This is a genomic window from Nonomuraea sp. NPDC004354 (assembly GCF_053602555.1).
Map to the genome: position 1 here is coordinate 62,765 of NZ_JBSGDV010000027.1, position 18,650 is coordinate 81,414.

13 protein-coding genes are annotated in these 18,650 nt (G+C 71.0%); 2 read left to right on the forward strand and 11 right to left on the reverse strand.

Features of this window, described 5'->3' with window-relative positions:
* Window positions 1–109 precede the first annotated feature (109 nt).
* Entirely contained in the window at window positions 110–604 is a 495-nt protein-coding gene (locus tag ACWENQ_RS41985) for an NUDIX hydrolase (RefSeq protein ID WP_452419298.1), read from the forward strand.
* An 860-nt stretch (window positions 605–1,464) separates the two neighbouring features.
* Here the strand turns inward: ACWENQ_RS41985 and ACWENQ_RS41990 are convergent.
* From ACWENQ_RS41990 to ACWENQ_RS42015, 6 genes are all read right to left on the reverse strand, one after another.
* Window positions 1,465–2,226 carry a class I SAM-dependent methyltransferase gene (locus ACWENQ_RS41990; protein ID WP_452419314.1) on the reverse strand — a complete coding sequence of 254 codons (762 nt, stop codon included), beginning with the start codon at window positions 2,224–2,226 and terminating at the stop codon, window positions 1,465–1,467.
* Window positions 2,227–2,547: 321 nt separating this feature from the next.
* Window positions 2,548–3,435, reverse strand: a complete 888-nt coding sequence (locus ACWENQ_RS41995; protein WP_449922984.1) for an alpha/beta fold hydrolase — start codon at window positions 3,433–3,435, stop codon at window positions 2,548–2,550.
* Window positions 3,436–3,805: 370 nt separating this feature from the next.
* Window positions 3,806–4,573: a class I SAM-dependent methyltransferase gene (locus ACWENQ_RS42000; RefSeq protein ID WP_452419299.1), complete on the reverse strand. Its 768-nt coding sequence runs from the start codon at window positions 4,571–4,573 to the stop codon at window positions 3,806–3,808.
* Between the two features lie 420 nt (window positions 4,574–4,993).
* Window positions 4,994–5,911: an alpha/beta fold hydrolase gene (locus tag ACWENQ_RS42005; RefSeq protein ID WP_449922980.1), complete on the reverse strand. Its 918-nt coding sequence runs from the start codon at window positions 5,909–5,911 to the stop codon at window positions 4,994–4,996.
* A 258-nt stretch (window positions 5,912–6,169) separates the two neighbouring features.
* Window positions 6,170–6,628, reverse strand: a complete 459-nt coding sequence (locus ACWENQ_RS42010) for a hypothetical protein (protein ID WP_452419300.1) — start codon at window positions 6,626–6,628, stop codon at window positions 6,170–6,172.
* A 360-nt stretch (window positions 6,629–6,988) separates the two neighbouring features.
* Complete coding sequence (locus ACWENQ_RS42015; RefSeq protein ID WP_449922975.1) at window positions 6,989–8,125, reverse strand: alkene reductase; 1,137 nt, start codon at window positions 8,123–8,125, stop codon at window positions 6,989–6,991.
* Window positions 8,126–8,244: 119 nt separating this feature from the next.
* On the opposite strand from ACWENQ_RS42015, the gene ACWENQ_RS42020 reads away from it, so the two are divergent.
* Window positions 8,245–11,709 carry an AfsR/SARP family transcriptional regulator gene (locus ACWENQ_RS42020; protein WP_452419301.1) on the forward strand — a complete coding sequence of 1,155 codons (3,465 nt, stop codon included), beginning with the start codon at window positions 8,245–8,247 and terminating at the stop codon, window positions 11,707–11,709.
* A gap of 435 nt (window positions 11,710–12,144) precedes the next feature.
* Here the strand turns inward: ACWENQ_RS42020 and ACWENQ_RS42025 are convergent, their stop codons facing one another.
* Genes ACWENQ_RS42025 through ACWENQ_RS42045 form a run of 5 tightly spaced genes read right to left on the reverse strand, consistent with a single transcriptional unit; the run spans window position 12,145 to window position 18,561 of the window.
* On the reverse strand, window positions 12,145–13,599 hold the full coding sequence (locus ACWENQ_RS42025; protein ID WP_452419302.1) for a PucR family transcriptional regulator: 1,455 nt from the start codon (window positions 13,597–13,599) through the stop codon (window positions 12,145–12,147).
* A 31-nt stretch (window positions 13,600–13,630) separates the two neighbouring features.
* Window positions 13,631–14,656 (reverse strand): DUF917 domain-containing protein, encoded by a 1,026-nt coding sequence (locus ACWENQ_RS42030; protein ID WP_449922963.1) that lies wholly within the window; start codon window positions 14,654–14,656, stop codon window positions 13,631–13,633.
* Between the two features lie 20 nt (window positions 14,657–14,676).
* Window positions 14,677–15,717, reverse strand: coding sequence for a DUF917 domain-containing protein (locus ACWENQ_RS42035; protein WP_452419303.1), 1,041 nt, complete (start codon window positions 15,715–15,717; stop codon window positions 14,677–14,679).
* A complete protein-coding gene (locus tag ACWENQ_RS42040) occupies window positions 15,710–17,248 on the reverse strand; it encodes a hydantoinase/oxoprolinase N-terminal domain-containing protein (RefSeq protein ID WP_452419304.1) in 1,539 nt (512 codons plus the stop codon). Before ACWENQ_RS42040 ends, ACWENQ_RS42035 begins: the two co-directional genes overlap by 8 nt.
* A complete protein-coding gene (locus ACWENQ_RS42045; protein ID WP_449922956.1) occupies window positions 17,245–18,561 on the reverse strand; it encodes a purine-cytosine permease family protein in 1,317 nt (438 codons plus the stop codon). Before ACWENQ_RS42045 ends, ACWENQ_RS42040 begins: the two co-directional genes overlap by 4 nt.
* Between the last annotated feature and the right edge of the window lie 89 nt (window positions 18,562–18,650).

An 18,650-nucleotide genomic window follows, 5' to 3' on the forward strand; every position in this document is an offset into this window, starting at 1 on the left:
GCTGGGTTGTATGAGGGGAGCACGATCGAGTACCACCGCACCCAGATACGGGGTCATCTGGGTGGGCTACCGGGTGAGGTTGTCAGTGGCGTCTGCGACCGTCTGCTGCATGGGTGAGCTGATCGAGCGGGTTGATGAACAGGACCGCGTGCTGGAAGTCGTGGAGCGCGCAGAGGCGGTGCGTCGGCGGTGGATGCATCGGATCGCGACGACGATCTGCCTCGATCCGAGGGGGCGGATCCTCGTGCTGCGCCGAGCCGAGGGGCATGTTCGCTTTCCCGGCCACTATGACGTGATGGTCGGCGGCGCCGCGGGCGTAGGGGAATCGTATGAGGACGCGGCGGCCCGCGAACTGGTCGAGGAACTGGGCGCCGGCGTCCCGGTCCGCTTTTTGTTCAAGTTCCTGTGCCAGGACGGGATCAGCCCTGTCTGGTTCGGGGTGCACGAGGCCTTGATCGCCGAGCCATTGGCTCCAGATCCGTCCGAGATCGCTTGGCATGCCTGGCTCACGGAGCTCGAACTGTGGAAGGTGGTCAATCGAGGGCCCTTCGTTCCAGGTGGGCGAGAAGCCCTGCGCCGATATCTTGGCCGCTCAGCTCAGTGACGAACGGCCAATCCCTGGCTGATGCTTCTTCAGTTACAGGACGGGGTAGCGGCTTCAGCACATTCGTGACCAGCTCCGCCACGGGCCGCTGCCTCAACTGGCTCGCCAGTTGGAAGTGTGCCGGAGGTGTCCTTGCCCTCCGCGTAGGCCACCACGTGCAGGCGCTTGCGGGCGAACCGCTCGGCCATCAGCAGCAGAAAGCTGGCCACGGCGCCGCGGCTGGGAACCTCGGCAAAGATCGCCCGTTTGAGGCTGGTGACAAGGGCGTTGCCAGCCCCCCAATCCCGCCGGCAGGCCACCTCACCGGGCTCTCAACCCACCCTGATCTCAGGTCAGGTGTCGAATGTGCGGGACCCAGACCGACACGTACTCCAGGTCTGGGCCGTACGAGTAGATCGCCCGGAAGGCGGGCGTGACCAATGTCGGCGTCAGGGACGGCGCCCGGCGGCATCGGGTCGTCGGCCAAGTTCGGCAGCACATCGACGATCGACGCGCGCAGGACCAGCACCGCCAGGCGCAGGGCGTCCTTGGCTCCGGGGGCGAAATGGACAGGGCGCTTCACTGGTGGGCGCCGTCCAACCCGCGATCGGCGTAGTTAGGGGAGGTGTGGACCGTCATCTCGATCTCACCGCGGCCGGCGGTGGTCTCGCGCTCCCGCTTCAGTTGCACATACTCCTCGAAGTCCGCTTCGGAGATGAGCGCCGCGCGTTCTTTGTCGGAGCGAGAGTCGGGTGAGGCGGTGGCCGTAGACCGCGCGGGACACGAGCGGGCCGAGCTGATCGCTGTGACTGAGCGCTTCAGTTGGCGGGAATCGCCTGCTGAAACGCCAAGTCACCACAATTGATTGTTACGAGGCGCCGTTAGCCGGCTTCCAGAACGAAGAACAAGAAGGCCAGGATCCTCGTGCCCGCGAACTCGCGAAATTCGGGGAACACATCGCGTGCTTCCGGCACGGGCGGCGGTTCGCTGATGACGCTGATGCGAAAGCCGGCCGCGGTGAAGGCGTCGGTCATCGCGTGCAGCGGCCGGTCCCAGAAACGCATCTGCGCGGTCTGCCCACCCATGGTCCATTCTTCGGTCCGGTTACGGGTCTCGAAATAGTGGATCTTGTCGCCCGCCGAGTGACGCATGAGGGCGATGGCGAAAGGATGCTCGACCGAGACGAGGAGTCTGCCACCAGGCCTCAGCACGCGTCGCAGCTCGGCCAGTGTCGCTCCCCAGTCTTCCAGGTAGTGCAGCACCAGGGACGCGATGACGTCGTCGAACGCGTCGTCGGGGAAGGGCAGTGGGCTGGCCAGGTCGGCGACCCGCAGGTCCGCGTCGACGCCCAGCCGCCGCCGGGCCAGCTCCAGCATCCCGGCGCTCGCGTCGACGCCGGTCACGATGGCGCCTCGATCGCGTAGCGCGTGGAACAGGGGGCCCGAGCCGCAGCCGGCGTCGAGGATGCGCCGGCCGGTCACGTCCCCGGCGAGCTCCAGCATCGCGGGCCGCTCGTAGTACGCGTTCAGGAGGCTGGTCTCGTTCTCGGCCGTGTACCCCTCGGCGATTCTGTCGTAGTCGTTGAATCGGGACGGATGTGCGGTCTCAACGTGATTTTCCGGCACGGTAGGCATGCGGGCCATTTTGGCCCACCAGTCTCGGGCGGCACAGCCGTACGGCGCGTTTGCCGTGGCCGAGCGCGTCGAAATCGCCGCCTTGTTGAGTAACGGTCTGCTCACGTCACGCTGAAGTCGGTGAGGGTGATTCTTTCAGGTCGGTCGGTGTGTTCCATCTGGTCCCATTGGGCGAGACTGGAGGATGTCCTTCCGGCACGCCGGTTCTCCTGGCGACCCGGCCGGTGGCACCGGCCAGGACTGGCCTGTCTGACTTCCACGGGTCGGGCCCACCCTGGAGCGTGACTGAAACGACACGTGGATCCGAGTCGAGGGCCGGGAGGGTGTCCGTCATAGGGGATCGTTGACCCGCCAGCCGGCCCTTTGGGTCTGCCTCTCCACTGCAGCGCGGAGCGCCGCACCGAACTGGTCTGGTGCTTCCAGCCATGGATGGTGCCCCGCGTTCGGGACGATGATGACCTCGCAGTTGAGGCGTGTTCCGAGACGCCGCAGGGCATCAGCAGGGCGACTGTCGCCGGCCCCGCCGATGATCACCGCGCCGGGCGGCAGGTGCTCGCGAAGCTCGTCCACGTGTGATTCGAGCGGGTCGGCTTTCTTCGCTGCGTTGAGCTGGGTGTTCATCGCGTAGTTGACGGGCCGCAGCGTATGGGCTGATGCCAGCGCCCAATCCCATGCCCGCGTTCGGTCGGCGTGGTCGGTGAACCACGACAGCGTGAGGTACTCGATCTCCTCGGCGTCTGTGCGCGATTCGATCGCATCGAGTTCGTCGAGCCTGGTCTGCTGCTCGTCAGTGCGTCGTGCTCGCTGTGCTGCTCGGTCGGCTTCCCGCCATGGATCCAGGAAGGGCCCGGCGATCTGAATCAGTCCGGCCACGCGCTCGGGATGGGCCAGCAAGAAGTAGCCGGCCATATTGGTTCCGAACGAATGCCCCAGCAGAACGACCCGGTCGTGCTTCCACGCATCGAGCAACAACGCCAAGTCGTGAACGTGGCGGACGATCGTGTGCTCTCCCTGCCAGGACGAGCCGCCGGTGCCGCGCTGGTCGTAGCGGTGGACCAGACACAGGTCGTCGATGATGCCGGCGACCGGGGCGAGATAGTCGGGGACCCCTGGACCGCCGTGCACCATGACCACGGGAAATCGCTGCGGAATCACCGAGCCCGCGGTCCACGTACGTAGCTGTGCACCGTCGTCCAACTCGATCATGGTCGCGGTCATGGACGTGAGTGTAATGCGGCCGGGGTCCGATGAGGCGATCTCTCAACGGACACTCGCCGGGCTGGACGCGGGAAGCTTCTTCCCCAGGTCAGGTCCTATATGGCGGCTGGTGTCACGTTGGTTGACGGCGCCCCGGGAACCACGGTGATCGCGGCGGTCGACGCGTTAGCAGGGTCGCTGCGCAGTAGTCCTACCATCCGCAACCACGGCATGGGGGCCGGCAACGGGTGCCACCTGAATGGGGCAGAAACGGGCCACGGGCTTGACTACGGGTCGGTGAGATCTGAGGGTTCGCGCTGATCGAGTCGATCGGCTCGGAGTCGACCAACGCCGAGCGCAGCCTCCTGGACGCGGTGGAGTACGCGATGCACTACTGTTCGCGGCGCCGGCGCGCGACATGGACGGTGATGTCGGCGGTGATCTCCACCGTCGCGGGCAGAACCTGCATGATCCGGCCGAACACCTGCTCTTGCTCCAAGGTCGGCAACATGAGATAGGCCGAGACCGTCGAGAGATAGCCGACGTACTCGCGAGCACTCATCGTCAGGCGCCGCTCGACCACGGACTGCTGAACATCAGCGAACCACTCCGACCGCTGGAGCTCCGTACCCGGCCACTGCATGTCATGCTCCGGAGGCGTCCCATCCGGAGACGGAATCTCGTCGCTCGTCAAAAACGGTGACCGTGCCACGCGAACAGCTTCCTCCACAGCCGGGTCAGCCAGCTGGACCGGCCCGCCGAACGAAGCAAAAACGCCACCAGGCTCCAGGAGCGCCGCCATGCGTGACCACCGCCCCTCCGGTTTTGTCCAATGCAGCGCCGCTGCCGCATAAACTAGTCCGTACCTCTCGCCCGGCCGCAAGTCCTCGAACAGGGCTTGCACGGTCCTGACGTTTGCCGGTACGTGCTTACGCAACTCGGCGAGCATGGCCCCATCAGGCTCGGTCGCGGTGACCGTGACTCCTTGTTGAGCAAACAGGCGGGTGGCTTTACCTGTCCCGGCGCCGATTTCGAGGGCAGTCCGAACCGGCTGAGCCGCGTACGCCATCACTCTGTGGAAAACCTCCACGGGATATCCCGGCCGGAACTGTTCGTATGCTTCTGCCATCACTCCGAAACTCAGTGCGCGACTCGACATGCGGAGCATCTTGACACGAGCTGCGCCGTCAATGCTGGATCTTTTCGCTTGGCCTGGCCACCCGATCGTGGGCAGCAGAAGCCTGAAGCCATAACGATGAAGCGCAAGCCGCTGACGTGGCCGGACCCTGGCGGAGGGGCATGCCCGAACGGCTCATGACGTAGATCACGAGAGGGACCCCGCCACACAGATCTGCTGTACTGAGCAAGCCGGCATGCCGATGCTCGTGTCTGACGCCCTGACGTCTACTGCGCCGGCTGCGACGCGCGCAAGGACCCACGGGCACGAACGCTCCCGGCGCCCCGCCCCGGCCGCCGGTAACGTGCGTACGCGGTCCGGATGCTTGTGGTGGCGGCCTCGCCGACACCGGAGCGGATGCGCACGCATGCCGCACATGACCGTGTGGTCCCCGGCCGTACGTCAGCGTCGACGACTGGCGATGCCGTCAGCCATGGCGCGCTCGGCGGTGACATCGGTGATGAAGGCCCCCATTGCCGCGGCGCACTCGGGCGCGTGGGTCTCGAGCAGGAGGTGGCCGGCGTCGTAGACGTGCATCTCGAGCCGGTCGAGCGTTCGCGCGTACCCCATGATCTCGGACAGGTCGAAGAACGGGTCGTGGCGGCCCCAGAGCAGCAGACACGGTGGCTGGCGGATCCGGTGGTAGTCGGCCAGCTCGCCGAAGCGGGCGACGTGGCTGGCGTAGTCGCAGAACAACTGGAACTGGGCTTCAATGTTGCCCGGCCGCGACATCCGCTCCCAGTCCAGGTGCCACGTCTCCGGCGGGTGGAGGTCGCGAACCCGCTCCGGCAGCCCGCCCAGGTACTGCTCGCGGGTGCCCTCGAAGTTCAGCCACTCGGGCAGCCGGGCACGGTTGGCCTCCGAAGGATCGGCCCAGAAGGCCCGTGTGCTGTCCCACTGGCTACCCAGGCCGTCCTCGTGGGCGTTGCCGTTCTGCACGATGAGCCCGAGGATGCGCTCGGGACGCCGGGTGGCGAGGTGGTAGCCGACCGGGGCGCCGAAGTCGTGCAGGTAGACGAAGAACTCGTCGACGCCGATCTGCTCCAGGAACGCCTCGACGGTGTCGGCCAGGTTGGCGAACGTGTACTCGTACTCATCGACGCCGGGCGCCGCGGAGAACCCGAAGCCCGGCAGGTCCGGGGCGATGACCCGGCTCACCTCGGCCAGCGGCGAGAGCACGTGCCGGAAGGTGTGCGAGGAGCTCGGGAAGCCGTGCAGCAGCAGTACGCAGGGCTTGTCCGCCGCGCCGGCCTCTCGGTAGAAGACCTCGAGCCCGTCCACGTGGAGGCTGTGGTGGCGTGGCTTGTCGGTCGCCTGCATCTTACGGTCTCCTTGGTTGGCCTATCCCGCCGATTCCATCCAGGGGTCAGAACTACCCAACAGACACTGAACATCCCCGGGTTGAGTCTCAGAGCCCCTCAGTCCGCAGGAACTCCGGGAGATCGCCGAGTCCAGCCGGGATACGGGTAGCGGCACGGTGACGGTTCCCGAGCTCGCAGCACCTTGAAAGCGACCTGGTCAGCCCCCTTGGTCACGATCTTGCGAGTGAGATGCAAGAAGCTACGCGCCTACGACGGCTCAGGCGAGGGCCGAGATCTCGATCCGGGTGGGGTCGGTGGGGGAAACCAGGCAGGAAAGCACGACGTTGCCCCGCTCCACGCGTTCCCCCATGGACGGGGTGAGCCGGGCAGTGCGCTCGATCTCGTACGGGCTGCCGGCCTGAGGGGTCACGCGGAGCCGCAACAGCCAGATGTAGCGTCCGTTGAGCTTGTTGGACGTCTCCTCGGCCCCCAGGACCGCCGCGTTGCACGGCACCGCCGCCGCGCGCTCCTCCGGCGTGAAGGTCTGCAGCGCAGCGGATTCCAGGCTCGCGAACGAGATGGAGCCCATGGCGAGCACCCCCGCGCCCAGGAGGAGGAACGCCGCGCTGACGTACGCCCCGACCCGGGTGTGCGGCTTCCGCCGCAGCACGAGGAACAGCACCAAGCCCACGATCAATGCAATGACGGCGAGTGTCCCGTAGACGATCGATGCCATCGTTCTTCCTCACGCTGAAGGGCGGAGCCTGGTGGGCCGGCCTTGTCCGTTCCGACGCCGATAGTTGATCAGGTGTCGCTTGCAGGGCGGCTGCAGCCTGCATGATCGCGCTGATCTCTCGCATGCGGCACAGCCTCGTCGGAGACGCTCAGCGCCGACTCACCTGTGAAGCGTCCGTCCACGCTCGCCGAGGCGGCCTGCCGGCGGCAGACCGAGAAGGCGCTCACCGCGCCCCCTCGCGGCTCCCCGACCGCGGACCGCTTCCCCAGGGCCAGATCCATGCCGGACCCGAAGGCCGGTTGGACCCCCGGACCGATCCCGCCCGGTCGGGACCCGGGTTGCTCCCGACCGGGCGGATGATCAGGCGGCGGCCGGCTCCGGCAGGACTGGGCGGGTGTCGGCCAGTGCCGGGTAGTCGGTGTATCCGGTCTCCCCTCCGACGTACATGAGGTTGTCGCGCAGCGGGTTGAGCGGCGCCCCGGCGCGCAGCCGTTCGACCAGGTCGGGGTTCGCCAGGAAGGCCCGGCCGAGCGAGACGAGGTCGGCTCCGGCGGCCAGCAGCCGCTCGGCTTCCCGCCGGCCGCCGTCGGCCGGGAGCGGGCCGGGCCACGGCAGCATCGGGTTGGCGATGAGCGCGCCCGGCCAGGCCTGGCGGAGCTGGTGGAAGAGCGGCCGGCCGGGGTCGGCGAAGACGACGTGCAGGTAGGCCAGTCCGGCGTCGGCCAGCGCGCCGATCAGCGCCGGGTAGACGGCCTCGATGTCGGCGTCGTCCTCGTGCATGCCGTTGGCGGTGACGCCGGGGGAGACGCGCAGGCCGACCCGCTCGGGGCCGATCGCCTCGGCGACGGCCCGCACCACCTCGACCGCGAACCGGATGCGGCCGGCCACCGAGCCGCCGTAGCCGTCGGTGCGGTGGTTGGTCGCCGCGGACAGGAACTGGTGGATCAGGTAGCCGTTGGCGCCGTGCACCTCCACCCCCTCGAACCCCGCCTCGACGGCCTTGCGGGCGGCGGCGGCGAAGTCGGCGACGGTGGCGCGGATCTCGTCCGCGGTCATCTCCCGCGGCACCACGGTGGCCTGGTGCCCGCCGGGCGTGAAGATCGTGCCGGGCATCGGGACCGGCGACGGCGCGACCGGCGTCAGCCCGGTGGTGTCGGGGTGGCCGATCCGGCCGCCGTGCTGCAGCTGCAGGAACATCCGGCCACCGGCGGCCCGTACGGCGCCGGTGACGTTCCGCCATCCGGCCACGTGCGCGTCGTCGTAGATCGCCGGAATGTTGGGATAGGTCCTGCCCACCGCGTTCGGCGTGGCGGCCTCAGCGATGATCAACCCGGCGGAGGCGCGTTGCGCGTAGTAGGTGGCCATCAGCGGCCCCGGCACGCCGTCGGCTCCGGCTCTGGTGCGTGTCATCGGCGCCATCACCAGCCGGTTGGGCAGGCTCAGCGCGCCGAGGCGGGCGGGTTCCAACAGGCGGTGGGTCTGCTCTGCGTCAGCCATGATCGTGCCTTCCATCCGGTACTGATGTCCTTGACAGGGATCACTGTGCTCGCCCGCGCTTCGGAGCCGCTGACGGTCCGCTGACGCCCCGCCCATCAGCGATGTGTACGGTGCAAGCCATGCGGTTCGGTGTTCTGGGTCCCCTGACGGTGTGGGACGGCGCGGGCAACCCGGTGAGGGTGCCCGAGGCGAAGGTCAGGGCGCTGCTCGCCGATCTGCTCGTCCACGAGGGGCGGCCGGTCTCGGCCGACCGGCTCATCGACGACCTGTGGGGCGACGACCTGCCGGGCAACCCCGCCAACGCCCTCCAGGCCAAGGTCTCCCAGCTGCGCCGCGCCATCGGCCGCGACCGCGTCGAGCACCAGGCGGCCGGCTACCGGCTGCGTCTCGACCCCGGCACCGACGAGGTCGACGCCGACCGGTTCGGCTCCCTGGTGGCCGCGGCCCGCTCGGCCGGCGACGCCCGCGCGCGGGCCGCGCTGCTCACCGAGGCGCTCCGGCTGTGGCGCGGGCCGGCCTACGCCGACGTCGCCGACGAGGAGTTCGCGCGTACGGCGGCGCAACGCCTGGCCGAGCAGCGGCTGGCCGTCCTGGAGGAGCAGGCCGAGGCCCGCCTGGAGTCCGGCGAGCACATCCTGCTGACCGGCGAGCTCGCCGACCTGGTGGCCCGCCATCCGTTGCGGGAACGGCTGCGCGCCGTCCAGCTGCGCGCTCTGTACCTGGCCGGTCGCCAGAGCGAGGCACTGGCCTCGTACGCCGACCTGCGCGACCGCCTGGCCGACGAGCTCGGCCTCGACCCGGGCCCCGAGCTGGCCGCGCTCCACCGTGCGATCCTGCGTCAGGATGCCTCGCTGATCCCGGAGCAGGCCCGGGATTCCTGGCTGTCCCCGGCCCGGGCCCGGTCCGCCTTGCTGTCCCCGGCTGGGGGCGGGGACGATGTGCGCGCGTCGGCACCGAGTGTCGAGGCTTCGCCCGCTCCGGCACCGGACCGGCAGCCCACGGACGCCGTGAGTCCTGCCGTGGCGGGGGAGGCCCGCCCGGGCTCGAACCTGCCCACCCCGCTCACCGCCCTGATCGGTCGCGAGCGATCCCTGGACGAGGTCGGCGAGCTGCTCGGCGGCGCCCGCCTGGTCACCCTCACCGGGCCAGGGGGAGTCGGCAAGACCCGGCTCGCGGTGGCGGCCGGGACCAGGCTCGGATCGGCCACGCCCGATGGGGTGTGGCTGGTCGAGCTCGCCGCGCAGCACGGCGGCGTGGCCGACGTCGCTCAGCTGGTCGCCGACGTGCTCGGCGTGAGGGACGACACACCGCCGGGCTCCGGGCCGGGCGCGGACGCCGCGCCCGGCGACCAGCCCGCCGCGCCCGCCCCTGACCAGGCCGCCGCCGTCCAACCAGCCGTCATCCAGCCGGCCGCCGTCCAGGCCGCCGACCGCGTCGTCTACCGGCTGGCCGCCGCCCTGCGTGACCGGCGTATCCTGCTCGTCCTTGACAACTGCGAGCACATCGTCGAGCCGGTGGCCGCCCTCGCGCACGCGCTGCTCGGCGCCGCGCCCGGCCTGCGCGTCCTTGCCACCAGCCGGGAACCGCTCGGCCTGCCCGGCGAGGCCGTGTTCGTCGTCGAACCGCTCCCGCCCGCCGACGCCGTACGGCTGTTCGCGGAACGGGCCGCCGCCGCCGCCGACCCCGGCTTCTCGCTGGGTGAGGACACCTGCGAGCCCGTGTCGGAGATCTGCCGCCGGCTCGACGGCATCCCGCTCGCCCTCGAACTGGCCGCCACCCGGGTCCGCGGCCTCGGCGTGCGGGAGCTGGCGGCACGCCTGGAGCACCGCTTCCGGTTGCTCGCCTCCGGGCAGCACGGCCTGCCGGCGCGGCAGCAGACCCTGCGGGCGGTGATCGACTGGAGCTGGGAGCTGCTGAGCGCGCCGGAACGCACGGTGCTCAGCCGCCTGGCCGTGCACAGCGACGGCTGCGACCTGGACGCCGCCGAGGCGGTCTGCGCAGGGGCCGGCGTGGCCCCCGAAGACGTTGTCGAGCTGGTGCTCCGCCTCGTCGACCGGTCACTCGTCGTGAGGACCGACGGTCCCGCGGGCCCTCGCTACCGGCTCCTGGAGTCGGTGGCCGCCTACGCGCGCGACCGCCTGGCCGAGACGGACGAGACCGCCGAGGTGCGCGACCGGCACCTGCGGCACTACCTCGACCTGGCCGAACGGGCCGAGCCGCGGCTGCGCGACGCCGGGCAGCGGGCATGGCTCGGCCGCCTCGACGCCGAGGCCGCCAACCTGCGCGCGGCGCTGGAAGAGGCGGTACGGCAGGCCGCGGCGGGCGAGGGAAGCAGCCGGGCCGTCCGTCTCGCCACCGCGCTGTCGTGGTGGTGGCTGCTGCGCGGACGGCTGGGCGAGGGGCACCGCACCCTGGCGCCCGTTCTCGCCGTCGCGCCCGACGCCGCCGAGCTCCACCTGGCGCAGCACGCTTTCACACTGCTGACCGGCGGGCGGCCCGCGGCACCGGCACCTGACGAGGCGGCGATCGAGGACCCCGTACGGCGCGGCCGCGCGCTCTGGCTGTACGCCTACGCCCTGTTCCACGCCGGTGACCCCGCCGCCGGCGAGAAGGTCAACGCACGGGCGCTCGACCTGTTCGCCGTCACCGGTGACCGGTGGGGCGGCGCCGCCGTGCTCGGGCTGCGCGCCATGCACGCGCTGGTGGGCGGCGGCCTCGACGGCGTCGAGGCCGACGGCCTGCGCAGCGCCGCGACCTTCCGCGAGCTCGGCGACCGCTGGGGCGAGCTGCAGGCGGTCACTCCGCTGTCCACGCTGGCCGAGATCAGGGGCGACTACGCCGAGGCCGCGCGCCTGCAGTACGACGGGCTGCGCATCGCGCAGGAGCTGGACCTGGCGGGCGAGGTCTCCGCCCGGCACTCCGGGCTGGGCCGGCTGGCGTTGCTCTCCCACGAGTGGGACCGGGCGCACGACCTGCACGAGCGGGCCCGGCAACTGGCCGTCGAGCAGGGACACCTCTACGGCGAGGTCCACGCTCTCATGGGGCTCGCGCTCGGGGCGCGCCGTTCGGGCGACCTGGACGCGGCGCGGTCCTACCTCGTCCGCCTGCGCGACGAGTACCCGTCCTCGCAGATCGGAGAGCATCTGGTGCTCGCCGAGCTCGGCTTCACCGCCGAACTCCGTGGCGACGCGGCCGAGGCGACCGCCTGCCACCTGCGTGGCCTGGAGATCGCCGCCTCCCTCGGCGAGCCGCGGGCCCTCGCCCTGTCCTTCGAGGGGCTGGCGGGAGCTGCGGCGCTGCCGACGGGCAGCCCCGCTGACGATGCCGCGGACGGTGTCGCGGCCGGGCGCGCGGCGCTGCTGCTCGGCGCGGCGGACGCGGCGCGCAGGAGCGTCGGCGCCCCGTTGCCCGAGGCCGAGCGCGGTGATGTCGACCGGATCACCGCGGCGGCGACCGCCATCCTGGGCGAGGCGGCGTTCGCCGCGGCGTTCCAGCGGGGCGCGACGCTGGCGCCGGGAGAGGCCGTCCGCGTGGCCGGGGCGGTGCCCTCCCCGGCCACGCCCTCCGGCGCGAACCCAGGATGATCGCGGGAGAGGGCCATGAGTTCTTCCCTGGTAAGGCTGTGCGCGGCCGCGCGGTCGTAGGTTCACGCGCGGCTTTCGAAGCGCACGCCGGGGTAGTGCTGTCCGGGCGGCGCGTCCAGCAGTGGGGCGGGAGCGCCTTTCAGGTGGCGGTCGAAGAATGCCAGCGAGTAGGCTGCCGGCCGTGCGGGCCGCCGTCTACGGCTCGCTCGACAACGCGGCCGAGCGCCTGGCCGAGGTGCTGCGAGCCAGGGGGAGAGCCCGGCCAGGGCCCGTGTCACCGCCAGGGCCTACTGGTTCGGCGTCTACTTCGGCTCGCTGGAGCAGTGGCACCTCGATGGGCGCGCGCGCCCTCTGCTCGACTACGTGAAGGAGTCCCTGACGATCCTCGCCGGTCAGGGCGGGCGCCGGGAGCCCGCCGGGTAAGGACCGGCGACGTCACGAGGCGGCGACACGGCAGGCCAGATGGAGGGCCAGGCGGGTGTCGGCATCGGCGAGGTCGACGCCGAGCAGCCGCTCGATCTTGTCGATCCTGCGGGTGACGGTGTTGCGGTGAACGCCGAGCACGGCCGCCGTGTCGATGAGGGACGACTCGGTGTCCAGGTACACGGTCAGCGTTCTGGTGAGGTCGCCGGGTTCGGCGGCCAGCGCGGCGAGCAGGGATCTGGCCGCGGGAACGAAGGTGTCCGTCCTGGTCCAGGCCAGCAGCAGCTGGGCCAGTCCGAGCCGGTCGACGTGGACGAACTTGCCTGTCTCGGCGCGGGCGGCGGCCAGCCGGGCGGCGTCACGCGCCTCCGACAGGCTGCGCGCGATGCCGCCGGGGCCGTGGTGCGGGCGGGCCATGCCGACGAGCGGGTCCAGGTCGGCCATGCGGCGCTGGGCCTGGCGTACCAGGAGGGCCAGCCGGTTCACCGCGTCGGCGTCCGGCTCGACGTCGGTGCTCACCCATGCGACCCAGCCGCCGTCCTCGGCGACGACGACGGCTTCGACGGACTCCGCCGACAGGGTGGCGACGATGTCGCCGGTCAGGGTCACCACGTCGACGGGACGGCTCACGTCGATACGGATGCCGGTGTGCCAGCCGTCCAGCCGCCAGCCAGCTTCCGCCGCCCGCCGCCGCAGGGAGGGCCCGGGGTCGTCGCCGGCCTGCAGCAGCTCGCCGAGCAGGGCGGAGCTGCGTCTGGCGTCGCGTTCCAGCTCCAGCCTGCGCAGGGCCAGCGACCGCTGGGCGGCGGCCGCGGCCACGGCGAGCACCTCCTCGGCGCCGGCCGTCCCTGCCACGACGAGCCACAACTCCGCGCTGCGCGCGTCGGGCGCGAGCACCGGTACGGCGACGCCGCCGTCCGCCAGCCGCTGCCGTACCGGCAGCGACACGCGGACCTGCTCGCCGATGGGCGGGCCGAGCAGCAGGGCGCCGTCCCTGGCCAGCACTGTGATCTCCGCCCGCACCACGGTGCCGGCCAGCCGGCGCATCTCCTCCAGGGTGGGAGTGCCGATGTCGAGCGCCTGGTGCGCGGCGAGCACCCGCCTGGCCACATCCACGTCGGAGGAGGCGATCTGTACGGCCAGCCGTACGGCGGTCTCCAGCGGGTCGCCCGGGCAGCCGAGCACCGGCGTGGCCAGCCGCTCGGCGAGCAGGACGGTGCTGCTCGGCAGCGGATCGGTCCCCGGCACCATCAGTGCTGCGGCGCCCGCCTCGACGGCCTTGCTGAGCTCGGCGTCCAGCCGCCAGCTGGTCCGGTCGGGATCGAGCAGGACGACCAGGTCGCCGGTGCCGGCCGCGGCCACCGTCATGCGGATGCCGGTCACCTGCCGTCCTGGCGTGGCCGGCCCGCCGAGAACGGTCAGCTCGGCTCGGTCCAGGAGGCCGGTGATGTTCATGGCCGGGTTCATGGCGGGTTCATAGCGGGGTTCACAGCCGGGTTCATGGCCGCCGGCCTCGCAGGAGGCGCGGCGGCACGTCGATGCCGAAGGCGGCCGGCCCGACCTGCGGTAGCCGGTCGGGGCGCCGCCAGAAGGCAGGGCCGGGCAGCTGGAGCACCTCGACGCGTGGGCCCTGCCGTATCTCGTCGCAGGCCAGGGGACGGCCCGTCCTCGCTTCGAGCAGGCAGATCACATCCGGCGTCGTGGCGACGGGCACGCCGTCGGCGAAGACGACCTGGTATTCGTTCTCCATCTCCACGCGCAACACCGCGCCGTCGTCGTCGAGGATCGTCACCCTGCCGCCGCCGGCTGCCGACCTGACCACCTCGACGACGCGCCCGGCTCCGTGCAGGTGCCCGCCCAGGGCCGGGGCTCGGGGCGCCCGCTCCGGCAGGGCCAGCATGGCACGGCCGAGGGCCAGAGCCCGGGAGAGGCTGCCGACGATGGCCTGCTCAGGCAGGTCGGCCACGCGGATCGGCCGGTGGGCGAACGCGGCCCATCCGCCGCCGGCCTGCAGGGCGCCATGCATGAGCCGCTCGCCCGCTTCGGGATCGAATCGGTCCATGACCGTGGTACGGCCGGAGGCGTCCACCAGCGCATAAGGGCCGGCCTGCACGCCCTTGCGAGAGGTGGACGACTGCCCCAGTCTGGGGAAGGCGCGCCCCATGAGGTCGGCGTCGACCACGGGCCGCTCGCAGCAGAAGACCATCAGCCCGTTGATGCCTGCCGATTCGATGGACATGATCGCGTCGACCTTGCTGCCGCTCCAGCGGGCGACGGCCGCGACGGCGGCCGCCATCTCGGCGCCCGACGGCGGTTTCTCCTCCAGCATCTCGGTGGCTCCGGCCAGCCCTACCGGGACGATCACCGAGTCGCCCGGCAGGTCGGCCGGGGGCAGCAGCGGTACGGGGGCCGCGCGTAGTTTGGTCCGCAGCAGCCGGGCGGCGGTGGCCGTGCGACCGCCGCCGCCGGAGCCGAGCAGGAGGCAGCCGCGTTCGAGCGCGGCGACGTCCCGTTCTTCCAGCACGTCTCTAGAGTGGCACGGGCCTAGAGCGGCACGGGGTCGAGGTCGTAGCCGAAGTATCTGGGCCCGGCCAGCGCCAGGCCCTCGGGGGTCAGCCAGCGCGGGTCGCACGGGGCGGCCAGGACGGTGACGCGATGGCCGTACCTCAGCGCCTCGGTCGTCACCGGGTCGCCGGTCTGCTGGTCGAGGACGCAGATCAGGTTGGGCGTGGTGGCCACGGGGACGCCGTCGAGCTCCGCCAGCAGGTGCTCGTTCTGGAACGACAGCCGCAGTTCGCCCGCTCCCTGGAGCCTGGCCGTGCCGCGGGCGAAGCCGCCCTGGGTGCGTCGTTCGACGTCGACGACCTTACCGGTGAACAGGACACGGCCGCCCAGCCGTTCGGCGACCGCCTTCGCGGCATCGCCGCGCTCGGCGGCCACCAGCGCGCCGAGCTCGGCGCTGAGCGAGAGGGTGGCGGGCACCATGGACCGTCGGGCTTGAGCTCCGTCCATGGCGTACAGGACGGTGGTGGCCGAGCCACCCATCTCCACGGTGGTTGCTCTGGCCAGCCGTTCCGTCCAGTGGTTGCCGACGGTGTCGAGGACCGACCGGTTGCCCTTGTCGTCAGCCATCGCCATGGGAGAGGCGCGCACGCCGTACAGGGCGGGGATGAACATCTGCAATTCGGGGAAGGCCCGGCCCATGCCGTCAGCGTCGATCAGCGGCAGGCCGAGTCTGGCCGCCGCGGCGACCGGGATCAGCGAGTTGACCCCGCCCACCTCGGCGCAGGCGATATGGGTGGGACGGCGGCCCAGGTAGCCGCACAGGGCTTCGACGGCGTCGGACATCTCCGTGCTCGACGGCAGCTTCTCCACCATGACGGTGGGCGCGCCCATACCGGCTACCGGCAGCACCATCGCGTCGTCGGGCACCTCCTGCAGCGGGGTGAGGGTGACGGGCCCGTACTCGCGGAGCGCGGCGCGGGCCATCAGGTGCCCGATGTAGGGGTCCCCGCCGCCGCCGGTGCCCAGGACGGCTGCGCCTGTGGCGATGTCGGTCAGGTGTTCCAGCCTGATCTCACGCATGCGTGGCCTCCTCGACCGACAGCTCTCCGACCGCCTTGACCTTGATCCTGATGGCGTCGCCCGGCAGGTAGGGCAGCGGGATCTCGTCGAGCTCGACGATGTCGACGCTGCGGGGTCTGGCGCCGCCGGCGATCGCCCGGTCCACCGCCTCCTGCCGGGCCTCGTCGAGGATCTTCTCCCTGCGTCCCGGCGCGACCGTGTAGATGCGGTCCACCTCGCCGCTGACCTGGGCGATGGCGGCGCCGATCGCGTTGGCCACCGCGTAGTGGCCGGGCCTGCGGACCTGGCCGCACCCTGCCAGTTCGTCGGGCAGGAGGATGGAGCCGCCGCCCACGGCCACGACCGGCAGCGGTTCGGGGCTGGTCCGCATGCGTTCGACGGATTCGGCCACGTCGTCGGCGATGCGCCGCAGGACCGCGTCGACCAGGTCCTTGTCCAGGTGCGAGACCAGCGAGGGATCGCCGATGTCGGCGCGGCCAGCGGCGACCGCGATGTCGGTCGCGGTCAGCGTCGAGCCGCCGAAGACCAGTGCGTGCTCGGCGAGCAGGTATCCGACGGAGTCCGGGCCGATGCGGGGGCCCGGGTGCACGCGGCTGCCGCCGCCGATGCCGATCGACAGCACGTCGGGCATGCGGAAGTTCGTCCTGATGCCGGCGACGGTGACGTCGGTGGTCGCCTCCCGGGGGAAGCCGCCGTGGAGCACGCCCACGTCGCTGGTCGTGCCGCCGATGTCGACGACGGCGCAGTCGGTCAGACCGGACAGGTAGGCCGCTCCGCGCATCGAGTTCGTCGGGCCCGAGGCGAACGTCGCCACCGGATAGCGGCGGGCGTGGTCGATGGGCATCAACGTGCCGTCGTTCTGGCTGAGGTAGAGAGGGGCCGCGATCCCGAGTCCGGCCATGGCCTGGCGCAGCCCGTCCACGATGTCGTCGGCCAGTTCCCGCAGCGCCGCGTTGACGATGGTGGCGTTCTCCCGTTCCAGCAGCCCGATCCTGCCGATCTCGTGGGAGAGCGAGATGGGCACGCCGGGCAGTTCCTCGGTCAGGATCTGCGCGGCCCGCTCCTCGAACTCGATGTTCACCGGGGAGAAGATGGAGGAGATCGCCACTGAGCGGATGCCGCGGGCGCTGATGTCCTGCGCGGTACGGCGCAGCTCGTCCTCATCGAGTTCGGAGATGGTCCGCCCGTCGAACTCGTGACCTCCGTGGCACAGGTAGCCGCGTCCGGAGACGGCTTTGATCAGCGGGTCGGGCCAGTCGATGAAGGGCGGCAGTGCCGTGGTGGCGGGCAGCCCGAGCCGTACGGCGGCCGTGGGTGCGAGCCGGTCGGCTTCCACCAGCGCGTTGATGAAGTGCGTGGTGCCGATCATCACCGCGTGGACCGGCTCCTGAAGCCGCAGGCCTTCGACGGCGGAGACGATGCCGTCGGTGACGCCTTTGCTGGTGCTGCGCTTGACCGCGGCGACGACCCGGTTGCCGTCCATCAGGACGGCGTCGGTGTTCGTGCCGCCGACGTCGATGCCGATCCTCATGCGCTCACCCTTTCCGCGCTCTCGGTCCGGCTGGTGCCGACCTCGGTGATCAGGCCGAGCCGTCCGCACGCCACGTAGAGCGCGAAGGCGGCCACCAGCGAGTTGACGCTGCCCAGACCGGCTGTGACGAACACGCCGACGAGTGTGGAGACGATCCAGACGACCAGTGTCGCGGGCACCCACATGGGGGCGCTGGCCGGGGCGGCGTCGTTGGCGAGGCCCTCGGCGAGCCGGTCACGCCAGCGGCGGACGACGAAGTACTCAGCGATCATGATTCCCGCGATCGGCGGGAAGACCACGCCCAGCAGGATCAGGAAGTCGGTGAACCGGTCGAGGATGCCGGCCGCCCCCAGCAGCGTTCCCGCCACGCCGACGAACAGGGTGATCACGACGCGGCTGGGGCGGCGTCCGCTGACCACGCCGATGAAGGTGAGCAGTCCGAGGCCGGCCGAGTAGAGGTTCCAGTCGTTGATCTTCAACGTACCGGCGACGATCACCAGGGTTCCCACGAGACCGACGGAGGAGACGACGATCGAGATGACGTCGGAGCTGCCGACAGCATGCGCCAGCAGCACTCCGGCCAGCCCGATGACGTACTCGCCGAGGGTGACCCCGATGACGGTCTGCTTGATGACGTCGCCCGCGGTGCGGTTGAACCGCGTCATGTCGGAGGTGATCACGGCGCCGACCATGAGACTGCCCGCCACCAGCGCCGTGCCCTGCAGCACGGTCATGGGCGGTCCCGGCGGAGGGGAGGAGACGAGCGCGCCCAGGGAATGCCCGCCCAGTTCCGAGATGATCGACCAGGCCACCAGGGCGAGGAACAGCGGGACGGTGACGTAGGCGGTCCAGGCCATCGAGCGGAACCCGGCGATCACGATGGCGGTGACCGCCAGACCGAAGCCGATGGCCCACACCCACTCCGGCGGGCCGCCGATCAAGGCGTGCAGGCCGCGGGCGGAGACCCCGGACTGGATGCCGAACCAGCCGACCAGGCTGATCCCGATGGCCAGGCCGATGACCGCGGAGCCGCCGCGGCCGAAGCCGGTCCATCTGGCGAGCATGGAGGTGGACAGCCCCTCGCGCATGCCGATGATCCCGACAAGGATCATCCCGAACTCCAGGATGAGCGCGCCGAACGTCAGGGCCCAGAACGCGTCCCAGAAGCTGAGGCCGAAGCCGAGGGCGGCGCCCAGCATGAACTGGGTCAGCGCGGACACCTGCCCGAAGCGCTGAACGGCTACCGACCACCAGGGGTAGCGGGCGGTCGTAGGTACTCGGCTGAGTGAGTAGTCGTCGACGGCAGAGGCCACGGTGTCCTCCCAAGAGACCAGGTTGGGAGAACGCTAAGGACGGCACGCGCATCTGAACAGATGCGGAGCGCACCATGCGTCCGCGTATG

What these genes read in the sequence shown, in the direction of transcription:
- ACWENQ_RS42025 (WP_452419302.1), bottom strand. Translation starts at nt 13,599, where the DNA reads ATGAACCCGGCCATGAACATCACCGGCCTCCTGGACCGAGCCGAGCTG.
- ACWENQ_RS41995 (WP_449922984.1), bottom strand. Translation starts at nt 3,435, where the DNA reads ATGACCGCGACCATGATCGAGTTGGACGACGGTGCACAGCTACGTACG.
- ACWENQ_RS42040 (WP_452419304.1), bottom strand. Translation starts at nt 17,248, where the DNA reads ATGAGGATCGGCATCGACGTCGGCGGCACGAACACCGACGCCGTCCTG.
- ACWENQ_RS42015 (WP_449922975.1), bottom strand. Translation starts at nt 8,125, where the DNA reads ATGGCTGACGCAGAGCAGACCCACCGCCTGTTGGAACCCGCCCGCCTC.
- ACWENQ_RS42035 (WP_452419303.1), bottom strand. Translation starts at nt 15,717, where the DNA reads ATGCGTGAGATCAGGCTGGAACACCTGACCGACATCGCCACAGGCGCA.
- ACWENQ_RS42010 (WP_452419300.1), bottom strand. Translation starts at nt 6,628, where the DNA reads ATGGCATCGATCGTCTACGGGACACTCGCCGTCATTGCATTGATCGTG.
- ACWENQ_RS42020 (WP_452419301.1), top strand. Translation starts at nt 8,245, where the DNA reads ATGCGGTTCGGTGTTCTGGGTCCCCTGACGGTGTGGGACGGCGCGGGC.
- ACWENQ_RS42000 (WP_452419299.1), bottom strand. Translation starts at nt 4,573, where the DNA reads ATGTCGAGTCGCGCACTGAGTTTCGGAGTGATGGCAGAAGCATACGAA.
- ACWENQ_RS41985 (WP_452419298.1), top strand. Translation starts at nt 110, where the DNA reads ATGGGTGAGCTGATCGAGCGGGTTGATGAACAGGACCGCGTGCTGGAA.
- ACWENQ_RS41990 (WP_452419314.1), bottom strand. Translation starts at nt 2,226, where the DNA reads ATGGCCCGCATGCCTACCGTGCCGGAAAATCACGTTGAGACCGCACAT.
- ACWENQ_RS42005 (WP_449922980.1), bottom strand. Translation starts at nt 5,911, where the DNA reads ATGCAGGCGACCGACAAGCCACGCCACCACAGCCTCCACGTGGACGGG.